The organism is Alistipes sp. Marseille-P5061 (genome assembly GCF_900290115.1).
In the GTDB taxonomy this organism is placed as follows: domain Bacteria; phylum Bacteroidota; class Bacteroidia; order Bacteroidales; family Rikenellaceae; genus Alistipes; species Alistipes excrementigallinarum.
Genome location: NZ_LT985750.1, coordinates 34,248 through 46,719 on the forward strand (window position 1 = coordinate 34,248; position 12,472 = coordinate 46,719).

General features: G+C 68.3%; 9 protein-coding genes. 3 read left to right on the forward strand and 6 right to left on the reverse strand.

All coding sequences use genetic code 11. The annotated features are described in order from the left end of the window. Nucleotides 1-273: 273 nt before the first annotated feature. On the reverse strand, nt 274-1,170 hold the full coding sequence (gene xerD, locus C8267_RS07145) for a site-specific tyrosine recombinase XerD (protein ID WP_087361925.1): 897 nt from the start codon (nt 1,168-1,170) through the stop codon (nt 274-276). A 69-nt stretch (nt 1,171-1,239) separates the two neighbouring features. Here xerD and prmA point away from each other — a divergent pair, with 69 nt between their 5' ends. From prmA to C8267_RS07160, 3 genes are all read left to right on the forward strand, one after another. Next, nucleotides 1,240-2,073, forward strand: coding sequence for a 50S ribosomal protein L11 methyltransferase (gene prmA / locus C8267_RS07150; RefSeq protein WP_087361924.1), 834 nt, complete (start codon nt 1,240-1,242; stop codon nt 2,071-2,073). Nucleotides 2,074-2,424: 351 nt separating this feature from the next. Further along, nucleotides 2,425-3,150 carry a DNA repair protein RecO gene (gene recO / locus C8267_RS07155; protein WP_106634200.1) on the forward strand — a complete coding sequence of 242 codons (726 nt, stop codon included), beginning with the start codon at nt 2,425-2,427 and terminating at the stop codon, nt 3,148-3,150. A gap of 244 nt (nt 3,151-3,394) precedes the next feature. Beyond that, nucleotides 3,395-3,835 carry a hypothetical protein gene (locus C8267_RS07160; RefSeq protein WP_158699753.1) on the forward strand — a complete coding sequence of 147 codons (441 nt, stop codon included), beginning with the start codon at nt 3,395-3,397 and terminating at the stop codon, nt 3,833-3,835. Between the two features lie 404 nt (nt 3,836-4,239). Here the strand turns inward: C8267_RS07160 and C8267_RS07165 are convergent, their stop codons facing one another. The 5 genes from C8267_RS07165 to C8267_RS07185 all read right to left on the reverse strand — a co-directional run bounded on the left by C8267_RS07165 (nt 4,240) and on the right by C8267_RS07185 (nt 12,470). Continuing rightward, nucleotides 4,240-5,016, reverse strand: a complete 777-nt coding sequence (locus C8267_RS07165; RefSeq protein WP_106634202.1) for a S1/P1 nuclease — start codon at nt 5,014-5,016, stop codon at nt 4,240-4,242. Between the two features lie 244 nt (nt 5,017-5,260). Continuing rightward, nucleotides 5,261-7,660, reverse strand: coding sequence for an outer membrane beta-barrel family protein (locus C8267_RS07170; RefSeq protein WP_158699754.1), 2,400 nt, complete (start codon nt 7,658-7,660; stop codon nt 5,261-5,263). A gap of 861 nt (nt 7,661-8,521) precedes the next feature. Continuing rightward, nucleotides 8,522-10,222, reverse strand: coding sequence for a hypothetical protein (locus tag C8267_RS07175; RefSeq protein WP_106634204.1), 1,701 nt, complete (start codon nt 10,220-10,222; stop codon nt 8,522-8,524). A gap of 27 nt (nt 10,223-10,249) precedes the next feature. Beyond that, nucleotides 10,250-10,825 carry a hypothetical protein gene (locus C8267_RS07180; RefSeq protein WP_106634205.1) on the reverse strand — a complete coding sequence of 192 codons (576 nt, stop codon included), beginning with the start codon at nt 10,823-10,825 and terminating at the stop codon, nt 10,250-10,252. 331 nt (nt 10,826-11,156) lie between these two features. Next, nucleotides 11,157-12,470, reverse strand: coding sequence for a phenylacetate--CoA ligase family protein (locus C8267_RS07185; protein ID WP_106634206.1), 1,314 nt, complete (start codon nt 12,468-12,470; stop codon nt 11,157-11,159). Between the last annotated feature and the right edge of the window lie 2 nt (nt 12,471-12,472).

The window sequence follows — 12,472 nt, forward strand, 5'->3', positions numbered from 1 at the left end:
TCTCCGGCGGCCGCCTTTTTCAGAAGAGGGCCCGCCGCCCGTCTTCTCCGCCGCGGCTCCTCCTCGGACGGGTCGGCGCCTGCCTCCTTTGCTGCCTCGGACGGGTTGGCGCCCGCCTCCCGGCGCCTGCCTCCTTTGCTGCCTCGGACGGGTTGGCGCCCGCCTCCCGGCGCCTGCCTCCTTTGTTGCCTCGGACGGGCGGCGCCCCGCTTCCCGCCGCCCGCCTCCTTTGCCGCCTCGGACGGGCGGACCCCCGCCGCCTCTCCCCCCCCCTCAGACGGGCAGGTGCTTTTCGACCGTCTCGCGCAGGCGGTCGCTGTCCAGGTGGGTGTAGATTTCGGTGGTCAGGATGCTCTCGTGGCCCAGCATCTCCTGCACCTGGCGGATGCTGGCGCCCCCCTCGAGCAGATGGGTGGCGAACGAGTGGCGGAAGGTGTGGGGGCTGATGTGCTTCGTGATGCCGGCCCGCGCGGCCGCCTGCCTGATGATGGTGAAGAGCATCACGCGCGTGAGCCTTCCGCCGCGGTTGTTGAGGAAGACGGCGTCGTCGCTGGTGGTCACCTCGCGCCGCTTCTCGAGGTAGCGCTGCACCTTGTCGCGCGCCACGCTGCTGATGGGGACCAGCCGCTGCTTGTCCCCCTTGCCGATGACGCGGATGTAGCCCTCGCCGAAGAAGAGGTCGCTCATCCGCAGCGACACGAGCTCCGAAGCGCGCAGCCCGCACGAGTAGAGCACCTCGAGCATGGCGCCGTCGCGCAGCCCCTTGGTCGTCGGCCCCTGTGCGGCGGCGATGATGCGGTCAATCTCCTCGGTCGAGAGGATGTCGGGCAGCGGCCGCCCGAACTTGGGGGCGTTGACGAACTCGGCGGGCGAAGACTCGATGCGGTCGCTCAGGAGCAGGTAGTTGAAGAAGCTCTTCACGCCGCTGAGCGCCCGCGCCTGCGAGGCCTTCTCGCGGCCGCGGTCGAAGAGCCACCCCATGTAGCGCTCGACCATCTGTTGCTCGACCTTGCGCGGGGCGACGTCGTACTGCCGCAGGATGAAGTGGGCGAACTGCCTTAGGTCGCGCATGTACGAGGCGACGGTGTTCTGCGAGAGACGCTTCTCAAGGCGGATGTAGAGGCGGTAGCGGCGGGCCTCCTCCTCCCACTTTTTCGTATTTTCTGCCATTCGACGGGTCGGGTTTCCGAAGATTATCCGTAACTTTGTCCTCAAAGGTACGAAAAATTTTACATAATTATGGACTATGTCGTCTTGAATATCCCCTGCCGCGACGGCGAGCAGTGCGAGATTGTGACGGCCGAGCTGGCCGACTACCCCTTCGAGAGCTTCGAGACCGAGGGGACGCTGCTCAAGGCCTACATCCCGGGCGAGCGGCTGGCCGACTGCAAGGCCGAGGTCGATGCGATGCTCGGGCGGATGGGGCTCGAGGGGCGCTACGTCGCCATCGAGACGCAGAACTGGAACGCCCTCTGGGAGCGCAACTTCCCGCCCGTCGAGGTGGAGGGGCGGCTGCTCATCCGTGCGCCGTTCCATGCGCCGGCGCCCGAGGGGGTGGCTGAGGTGGTCATCATGCCGCGCATGTCGTTCGGCACGGGGCACCACGCCACCACGTGGCTCATGGCCTCCGCGACGCTCGATTTGGGGGTTGCCGGCCGCTGCGGACTTGACATGGGGTGCGGCACCGGCGTGCTGGCCATCCTGGCGGCCCGCTGCGGGGCCCGGCGGATGACGGCCATTGACATCGACGACTGGGCTGTGGAGAACTGCCGCGAGAATGCCGAGGCCAATGGCGTCGGTGCGCAGGTCGAGCCGCTGCTGGGCGATGCGCGGCTGCTTGCGGGGCGCCGCTTCGACTTCATCCTGGCCAACATCAACCGCAACATCCTCATGGCCGACATGCCCGCCTATGCGGCGACGCTCGCCGCGGGGGGCGACCTGCTGCTGAGCGGCTTCCTGGCCGGCGATGTCGAGTGCCTGCTGGCGCGTGGCCGCGAGCTGGGATTTGAGCCTGTGGCCCGCCGCGAACGCGACGGCTGGCAGCTGCTCCACCTGCGCCGCACGGAGGCCTGACCCGGTCCCCGGGGGTGGCGGTTGATACGACGGTCTGCCCCGGCGGTCTGCCCCGGCGGTTTCCCCCGGTCCCCTGCCCCGGCCGGCAGCCCCGGTTGCCGGGCCCGGCTGTTTTCCCCGGCCGGCCGTCGGCCAGCCCGTCGGTCGGCTTCGGCCGTCACCCCCGCCGGTTGGCTTCGCCCGCCAGCCCGCTGGTCTGCTCCGCCTGCCAACCCGCCGGTTGACCTCGCCCGCCAGCCCGCGGCCAAAGCCCCCCGCCTTCCCCTTCCGCCCTCCCGCCCGCCGGGGGCTGCGGCGCCGGGGCCGGGAAGGCACTCGGCGCTCCATTGTGTCGTACTGCAAACCGAAAACGTGAAAAGCTACAAGGGACGCGGCATCGTGCTGCACACGCTCAAATACGGCGACTCATCGATGGTCGTCTTTCTGCTCACCGACGTGGGCGGCCGCCGCAGCTACATGGTGCAGGGGGTCCGCAGCAGCCGGGGGCGCGGCTCCAAACTGGCGCTCTTCCAGCCGATGTTCGCCCTCGAGTTCGAGGGGCTCGAGTCGTCGCGCCAGCAGATGGACCGCTTTCGCGAGGTGCACAGCGGCATCGTGCTCCGCACGCTCCCCTTCGACGTGCGCAAGTCGACCGTGGCGCTCTTCATGGCCGAGGTACTCTACCGGCTGGTCAAGGAGAGCGAGCCCAACGAGCCTCTCTTCGAGTTCGTATGGAACGGCGTGGCGGCGCTCGACGAGCTGCAGGAGGGGGTGGCCAACTTCCACCTCTGGTTTCTGGCCCGTCTGAGCCGCTTTCTGGGCTTCTTTCCGGGCAACGACTACCGCGAGGGGGACTGCTTCGACATCCGCGAGGGACTCTATACGAAAACCGCCCGGCGCAACGTTTTAATTATGTCGGAGCAGAACGCCCGCACGCTCCACGAACTGATGCACCTCGAGGTGAACCGCCTGGGGACGCTGGCGCTCAACCGCACGCAGCGGGTCGAGTTCCTCAATGCGATGCTCGACTACTACGGCTACCACCTCGACGCCATCAGTGCCGTGCAGTCGGTGCGGATTCTGCGCGAGGTCTTCTGAGGCGCGGAGCCGAAGGGCAATGCGCGGAGGTGCGTACACGGAGCCGGCCGGAAGGGAGGTCGAGTGGAAGCGGAACCGGCCGGAAGGGTGCCGGCCGGAAGTGGTCCCGGGTCGGAGGAAGCTGTTGCCCGTCTTCTCTCCCGCTTCGGTCCCGGGCCGGAGGGGCAAGGATGCGGCTCCGGCGCATGATTGAATGAACCAAGAAAACTACCGTAAACAGTAAAGCAACAAGGAGGAGAGAGCCATGATGAAGAGACGAAACAAGACTTTGCTGCAGGCAGCCCTGACGCTGCTGCTTGCCCTGGGCTGTGCCGGCACGGTTGCGGCGCAACAGCCGCACTACGGCCAGCCCGAAGAGCGAATTTTCCGGAGTGACACCGTGCGCAACGACTTCGGCGAGCGGGAGGTGCTCCACCGCCTCGATTCGCTGGCGTCGTGGAGCCGCCACTACGTCGATTACCGCGTCTACGAACCCGAGCTGGAGAGCTCGCCGGCTCGGCCGGTGGTTCCCATGTCGTCGGTGGTGGTCGTCACGCGGGAGCAGCTGCCGCGCCGCGTGCACGTCATCGACAACATGACGCTGCTGGGGCCCCGCTTCATGCTGTCGAACGGACAGGCCTCCAACTGGGGCCCCTATCCCGATTCCTACCTCGACGCGCGCACCATCTCGCTGCCGATGCCCTGACGCGGGGGCTTTTGGGGCGGAAGCGCTGCCGATGCCCCGACGCGGGGGCTTTGATGCGGCTATGACCTGCGTGAGACCCCATGCGAGACCTTGTGCGGCATTTTGCGCGGCATTTTGCCCGCCGTTTTGCCCGCTGTTTCGCCAGTCGTTTTGTCCGGCACCCGGCACCCGCCCGGACCTCGCATCCGACGCCTTGCCCCGGCCCGACTTCGCCCGTATCCGCATCCACCCCGTACCCGGCGCCCGGACGAACTGCCGGAACAACAAACGAACCGGCCGCTCTCACAGGAGCGGCCGGTTCGCTGTTTGATGGACATCCCGGTTTGTTGTTCCCCGGTCCGTTGGCCCCGGGTCCATTGGTCCCCGAGCTGATGGCCTCCCGGTCCGTTGCCTTCCCTCCGGGGCTACCCGAAGAGCTCGTTGAGCACGTGGGCCAGCCGGTAGCCGGCCCGCTGCAGCTGCTGCTCGGCCAGCGGGTGGTTGCGGTTGAGGAACGATTTGACCTCCCGCGTGGTGAACTCCTGCCCGGGGGCCGCCTGCTCGTAGATGTGACGGCTTGCGAGGGCATTCTCGCGGAACCAGTCGCGCACCGTGCCGCGGCAGATGGCGCGAATCTCACGCCGCGTGCAGCGGTCGAGCTGGTGGCCGTACTCGAGGTAGCTCCAGCGGTGGCAGCTTTCGAGGATTACGTCGTCCCACACCGTGTGGTAGTTGTACTTGCGGCCGTTGAAGTAGACCGGATAGCTCTTCAGCTTGCCCCCGCCGTAGCGCACGTGGCCCGGGCAGTGCAGGTCACCCATGAAGTGGATGATGCAGCGCAGGCAGGCGACCACCGTCGAGTCGTCCTGCGTGCGGTAGTCGGCGAGCGTCTCGATGGAGCGCTCGAGTCCCGAGACGACGTCGCCCCGCTTGTCGGGCATGTATTCGAACTGGTCGTCGACCGAGGCCGAGTGGATGGTGCGCCCCCAGGCGTATTGGGGTTCCGAGCGCCAGTCGTCCATCCACGAGGCGTCGTAGACAATCGAGTGGCCGAGGTAGCGTTCGATAACGCGGCGCGCGCGGAGCGTCAGGTGGCATTCGGCGATGTAGGCGATGGCGTCGTGGCCGGTGCGCCCCCAGGCCGAGGCGGTGTCGACCTGCAGCATCAGGAGCGCCGCAGCGAGCAGAAGCACTTTTTTCATGGTCCGATTCGGATTTTTGGGTTTCTCCGGACAAATATAGGGAGAAAATCGGAATGTTGTGCCTTCTTTTTCGAAATAAAACGCCCGGTTTATCGAAATAAAACGAAACGACCCTCCGCCAGGCTGTTTTTGCCCGTCCCGCCGGACTCTTCTCCAATCGCTTCCCGCCGGACCGTCCTGCCCCGTCGTCCCGTTCTGCCGCCCCGTCCCGCCTTTTCCTCGCCGCCTGCCCCGTCGTTCCGCCCTAATGGCCGAAGCGCGAGGTGTCGACCGAGTCGTGCCGCCGCTCCTTGTAGCCTCCGAAGCGGAAGGTGAGCCGTGCGGTGAAGGTCCGCGTGTAGAAGCCCGAATCCATGTCGAGGTGCTGCCCGCGGTAGCGGATTTTCGTATAGGGCATCGAGGTGCCGAAGAGGTCCGTGCAGCGCACCGTGAGGCTGGCGCGCCCCCGTGCGAAGCTCCACCGCGCCCCGGCGTCAATCTGCCAGACGGGCTCCACGTCGTAGGTCGCCTGGATGGCGGCGCTCTGGTAGTGGCCCGAGAGGTCGAGCGTCAGGTCGGGCTTGCGGCTCAGGCGGAAGGTGTTGTCCATCCGCACGATGCCGACCCACTTCGAGCGGTCGAAGCCGATGTCGTGGAAGCGGTCGCAGCGCTGCGTGAGCTGCAGCCCCGTGAAGACGAGGCGCGATTCGAGCCACCGCCCCGCCTTGAAGGGGATGATGACGTTGGCGCCCCACTGCCGGTTGGTGTCCCAGTTGAGCGTCTGGTAGATGAGCGCCAGCCGCTCGAAGGATTGCCAGGCCGACTGGGTGAAGTAGTCGAGGGTCTCGTTCCAGAAGAGCATGAAGATGTACTTCGAGCGGAGCATGTAGAGCGCCTGGGCGCTGTAGTTCTTCGCCGGCCGCAGCCCGGGCGAGCCGTGAATCTCCGAGTATCCGTCCACGTAGGAGACCGCCCCCTGCATCTCCCAGTAGGAGGGGTAGCTCTTGTCCGACGAGAGGGTCAGCTGCAGCATGTGCTCCTCGGAGAACATCCAGTTGAACGACGCCTGGGGGTAGAGCGCCCAGTTCTCGTAGTCGCCCATGCGGTAGTACTCGCCGGCGAGCGAGAAGGAGAGGCTCCCCTTCGACAGCGTGCGGCTCGCCCCGGCGTAGAGGTTCGCCGTGTACTCGTCGAGACGCGACTCGGTGTCGACCGCCTCGATGCTCCCCTCGCGGGGCAGGTAGCGCTGCCAGTCGTGGCTTCCGGCCCAGCTCAGCGCGCCGCCCGCGTTGAGCTTCCACTGCCCGCCCAGTGCCACCTGCTGGTCCGCCGTCACGTTCACCCGGTCGATGAGCTGCCCCGAGACGATGTCGAAGGCGTTTTGGCTGCCCGAGGCGTAGTCGTTCCGCTGCTCCGAGCGCTCGGGGTTGCGGTAGCTCGTGTAGTCGGCCCCCAGCTCGAGCCCGAAGGGGGCCCGGTAGCGGAGCGCGAGGTTGTGCATCTGCGACTCGGTCCGGCTCAAGGAGCGCGAGTCGACGAAGCTGCCCGAGCTGAGCGCGAGCCCCTCGCCCGAGGGGTTGAATGCGGCGGTGTAGGCGGCGCTCAGGCGGCTCTGCTCCGAGGGGCTCCAGTCGAGAGCGGCGCGCAGCCGGTGGTAGGAGCCCTGCTGCGTGATGCGCTCGCTCTGGGCGATGTCGTACCGCTCGCCGTCGAAGTCGTGGAGCGAGCGGAGCTCGTAGTAGCGGCGGTTGTGGATGGTCCCTCCCGTGTAGTTGAGGTCGGCCGACCACTTCGGCGAGGTGTAGACCACGTTGGCGCCCCCCTCCCACGCGCCGAAGCAGCTGTTGGCATACTGGCCGTGGAGCTGCCCCGAGAAGGCGCGTTCGCCGCCGTGGCGCAGCACGATGTTGATGGCCGCGCCGCGCACGTGGTACTGCGGCGGGGCGCTGTACATCACTTCGGCCCGTTCGACCCGCTCGACGGGGGTCGAGCGCAGCAGCGCCTCGAGCTGGTCGGTGCTCATCGTCGTGGGCTTGCCGTTGAGAATCACCGTCACGCTCCCGGCACCGGCGAGCGTCAGCCGCCCCTCCTGCTCCGAGACGCCAGGCAGCCGGGTGATGGCCTCGTAGGCGTTGTTGACCGTCATGCCGCGGGTCGCCGCCTCGAGGTCGTAGTCGAGGCGCCCCTCCTCGACCCGCACTACGGGGCGCTCGGCGCTGACGACCACCCCCTCGATGGCCGTCTCGGAGGCGTCGAGGGTGACCACGCCCACGTTGTCGGCCGACCCCTCGAGGCGCTGCATCCGGTAGGAGAGGTGCTGGAAGAGGAGGCGGTAGGGGCGCACGCGCGAGGCGATGCGGAAGCAGCCCCTCGCGTCGCTTGCTGCGGCAGCCACGTAGAGCGAGTCGCGGTCGAGCATCACCACGGCAACGCCCGGCACGGGCTCGCCGGCGCGGTCCACCACGCACCCCGTCACCTGCCCCGCAGCTGCGGGGGCGGAGGTTGTGGAGGCGGAGGAGGCGGAGGAGGTTGCGGATTCGGTTGCAGCGGATGCGGGGGGGTCGGGTGCTGATGGTTCCGCGGGCTCCGGGGCTTCGGGGGCGGTCTCTTCAACCACTCCGGCACGGCCCGCCACCTGCCTGGGGACGGTTGCGGCGGGTTTCACGGATTCGGGTGCTGCGGGGCTGGTTGCTGCCGGCCCCGCATCTTTTCCGGCGCGGCCGGGTCCCGTCGTTCCGCTCTTTTCGGGGGCGGAGGGCTCTGTGGGCTCCGCGGCTTCGGGAGCGGTCTTTTCAACCTCCCCGGCACGGCCCGCCTCCTGCCCGGAGACGGTTGCGGCGGGTTTCACGGTTTCGGGTGCTGCGGGGCTGGTTGCTGCCGGCCCCGCATCTTTTCCGGCACGGCCGGGCTCCGCCGTTCCGCTCTTTCCGGGGGCGGAGGTTTCGGTTGCGGCGGGAGCTTCAACGGGGGATTGCGCCATAAGCGGGGCGGCGCAGAGAAGGGCTGCTACGAGCAGCAGAATCAGAAGTCGTTTCATGGTCGATGCGTATGGATTCCGGACGGAGCCCCCGAAGCGGGGAGTTCCATACTGCAAAGATAGCCCCCGGAGCACCTTGCCGATGCAGGCAAAGTCTTGCTCCGACGGATGCAAACGACTGTGGATGAGTGGGGTGCTGCTAAAAAAATCTTGCGCCCGGGGCCGCCGCACTTGCCGCCTTCGGACGAGGCCGGCATCCGGTCGCAGCGCCTGCCTTCTTCGGAGGTCCGGCATCCGGCCGCCGCCCGACGGAGAGAGACGGGGTATTGCCGCCCGGATGTTGAGGGTCGCCGCCCGGCGGAGGGAGGTGGGGTATTGCCGCCCGGCTGTTGAGGGTCGCCGCCCGCCCGGTCCGCGCCCCTCCAGTCCGCGTCTCTCCGAGTGCCACCCGGCCCGCGCCCCTCCGGTCCGCCGATGACCGAACTTTCCGCCTCCGGCCCGAACCTGTCCGGACCTGCTCCGCGCCCTCCCGGCCTGCTCCGCCCGGCGCTATGCGAAGAAGCGCAGCAGCTCCTCGCGCGCGGCGATGTCCGATTCGGCGATGCGCCGCTTGAGCTTCGACTTGAGCGTGTAGACGCCGTTGGGGGTCATCCCCAGCATGACGCAAATCTCCTGCGGCGAGAAGCCTGCGATGACCAGCGCCGCGAAGTCGTGGTTGCGCTCCGTCCACCCCGGAAAGGCCTCGCGCAGCCGGCTGACCGCCCCCCGGTTGTAGAGGTCGGCCATGCGCACCACGTCGGCCAGCGTCGCGGGGCTCAGCGCCAGCTGGCGCATCTTCTCGCTCAGGCGGGCCCCCTCGCCATAGGTGTAGCAGGTTGCGGCGATGTCGCGGATGTGGGCGAAGCGCCCCTCGAGCAGCTCCTTGAGGGCCGCCTCGCGGCTGTCCGAGGCGTCGAGCCGCGAGGTGAGGCTGTCCTGCGACTCGCGGTAGGAGTCGATGAGTGCCAGATACTCGCCGATGCGCTCGTCGCGCTGCCGCAGCTTGCGGCGGTAGGCCCCCGCCACGCCGACGGCCAGCAGCGCCAGCAGCAGGCAGACCAGCAGCGCAATCCAGACGTCGTAGCGCAGCCGCGTTTCGCGCAGCGCCGCGGCATTTTCGGCCCGGAACTGCCGCTCGAGCTGCACCGAGAGGGCGTCGCGGCTTGCGGCCTCGAGCGAGTCCTGCATCTCGATGTAGCGCAGGGCGTGGGCATAGGCCGTCGCATCGTCGCCCTGCCGGTGGTAGATGCCGGCGGCGATGCGGTAGATGTCGACGTTGCCCTGGTGGTAGACGGAGGTGCGGGCGAGCACCCGGTCGGCGTAGCAGCGGGCCGAGTCGAGCTGCCCGATTTGGGCGAAGAGAATCGTCGAGGCGATGTCGTAGAAGGTGCGCTGCGCGTCGTCGGTCGCGGCGCGGCCGTAGGAGAGCGGCGCCGAGTCGATGGCCCCCAAGTCGATGCGGGCACGCTCGGCCAGGAGCCGTTGGGCATCCCAGTCGCCGGCATAGGCGTGGTAGAGGAGGTTCTGGAGCGTAATCTGCTGGGCGAAGTAGCGGAAGCGGAGCGTGTCGCGCGCCGCCACGAGCGGTGCCAGCTCCCCGATGGCCTCGTCGAAGCGGCGCTGGGCGCAGAGCGCCGCCGAGAGCATGAAGCGGGCGTAGCCCTCCGTCTCTTCGTTGCCGCAGCGCTGCCCGATGGCGACCGCCTTGCGGAAGGCCTCCTCGGCCTCGACGTTGTAGCCCTGCTCCAGATGGAGCGCCCCGAGGGTGTGGTATACGGCGCCGAGCAGCAGCAGCGTCTCACGGTCGTCGGATGCCCCCTCGGCGCAGATGGCCGCCCGGGTGTAGGCCTTGACGGCCTGGTCGATGTCGCCTTCGTTCTGGCAGGCGTGGGCGTGGAGGTAGGCGGCGATGGCCTGCTCGCTGCGCGGCCCGTGCTGCTCGTAGTAGGCGTAGAGCGGCGCGGTGAAGGCCTTGTCGAGCTGCTGCTCGTCGGCAAGCAGCTGCGCGCGGGCCGTGAGCATCCGCCACTCCATCCGCTGGCGCCGCGTGCGGAGCCTTGCCGTGTCGATGGCGCGCAGCAGCCGCAGGGCGCTGTCGGGCTCCGAGGGAACCACCGCAGCCACCGGGGCGAACTGCGCCTCGACGGCGCGCCGGCCCCCGCACCCCGCAAGGAGGAGCGGCAGCAGCAGGTATGTGACCGTTCGCCTCATCGTCCGGAGTCGAGGTTGCCGCCCCGTTTACGGGAGCAGCGGCTCGCGGTGTTCGCGGCGCCACGTCTTGAGCACCTCCCGGACGGTGTTGGCCCAGAAGTTACGCAGTCCGAAGCCTCCGGCATGCCCCTCGACCCGCTCGATGCAGCGGACCTCGCGCGTGGCGATGTCGAAGATGACCATCTCATAGAGGGCCTTGGCCGAGGGCTTGTCGAGCAACAGGGCCACCAGCACGATGCCCGTGCCCTCCTGCTCCTCCAGCTCGTAGGAGGCGATGGCGGCACGCACCTCCTCGTCGGTGGCCGTGTGCTTCGTGTCGCGCAGCCGCTCGTAGCCGCAGGCGTCCAGACGCTGGAGCATGGGGTCGATGTCGACGCTGAGCTGCGGCTGGCGCAGCGCGCGGGCGAAGTCGTACTTGTCGGCCTCGGTGATGAGCAGCTGGTTGATGCGGCGGAAGGCCTCGGCAAACTGCTGGTCGCTCTCGTTGGCGCCCGAGACGCGCGCAAGCGAGAAGTCGATACCGTAGACGTAGGTGGGGGTCTGCTGTGCCGCCGCGGTGAGCAGCGAGCATGCGGCCGCGAGGGCCAGAAGAAGTCGCTTCATGGGATGTTTGCGTTTATGGTTTCCGTGCAAATATAGATTAAAATTGCAAAAACGGCAAAGTCCGTCCGCCATGCCGCTTCCGGCTTCCGGGCCCGACGACACTCTGCCCCGCCCGGGGGGCTTCCCCGCCGTCCGCCGTCCCGCCGTTTTCCGCACCGGGCGCGCCGGGCCGGCCTGTTCCGCCGCCCGGGCCGGCCTTTTCCGTCTCCGGCCGTCCGCCGCCCCGCCGTTTTCGCGCCGGGCGCTCCGGACAGGCCTGTTCCGCCGCCCGGGCCGACCTTTTCCGTCGCCGGCCTCCTGCCGCCCGCCCGTGGCTTCGCCGCCCGCCGCTTCAGTGAAGCGTGTTGTTGCGCAGGTCGATGAACTTCACCGCCTTGCGGCTCGTCGGGGGCATCTGCAGCTTGGCAATCAGCTCGGCCGGCTCGAAGAGGATGTCGGGCGCCACGCGCACCTTCGAGCGGAAGACATCCTTGATGCGCTTGACGAGCTCCTCGCTGTGGTCGCGGCTTCCGACCCGAATCTGCACCTGGTCGGTCCCCAGCGAGCCGGTGAAGACCTCGACCAGGTAGTTCTCCACCTCGGGGATGTTGTCCAGAATGTCGAACAGCGCGGGGGGATAGAGCGTCGTCCCCTTGAACTTAATCATCTGCCCCTTGCGCCCGAGCAGCGAGCCGAGCCGCACCGTGTTGCGGCCGCAGCGGCAGGGCTCCGAGTAGTGGCGGCAGACGTCGCCCGTGCGGAAGCGCAGCAGCGGCATCCCCTCCACGCCGAGCGTGGTGACGGTCACCTCGCCCGGCTCGCCGTCGGCCACCGGACGCCCCTCGTCGTCGAGGAACTCCACGATGATGAGGTCCGGGGGGAGGTGTCCGCCGCAGTGGCAGGGGCACTCCGTGAAGGAGCTCTGCATCTCGGTCGAGGCGTAGGTCGAGAAGAGCTCCAGCTCGGGCCAGCGTTCGTGAATCTGCCGCCCGAGCGTGTTGAGCTCGAAGCTGTCGGGGTCGCGCAGCCCCTCGCCGATGCAGAGAGCGCGGCGCAGCGGGCTGCGGCGGAAGTCGATGCCCGACGCCTGTGCGAAGTCGGCCAGCCGCAGCAGGAACGAGGGGATGACCATGCAGGTGGTGGGGGCGATGCGGCGGATGGTGTCCCACTGCAGCTCGGGGATGCCGTTGCCCACGCGCGTGACGCCGCAGCCCAGCATCCGCGCCCCGAGGAAGTAGGCCAGTCCGGCCATGAAGCGGCGGTCGAGCGTGACCATCAGCTGGATGATGTCGTCGGGGGTGCAGCCGGCCGTGGTGAACGAGAGCATCTCGTTGTAGGCCAGGCGGTCGAGGTCCCCTTCCGTCAGTGCGAAGGTGACCGGGTCGCCCAGCGTGCCGGAGGTGGTGACGTAGTCGATGATTTGGCGCGGGGCGACGCAGCGGAAGTCGTCGTTGCGAAGCTGGAGCTGCTCCTTGGTGGTGACGGGCAGCCGTTGCAGGTCGTCGAGCGTGCGGATGTCGCGCGGGTCGATGCCCTCGCGGCGGAACATCTCCCGGTAGAAGCGCGAGTGCTCCTCGAGGTAGCGGAGCGTCTCGCGGAGGCGCTCCTCCTGGAAGGCGCGAATCGCCTCGGGCGATGCGAACTGGATTTGGTTGTTGCGTATCATGG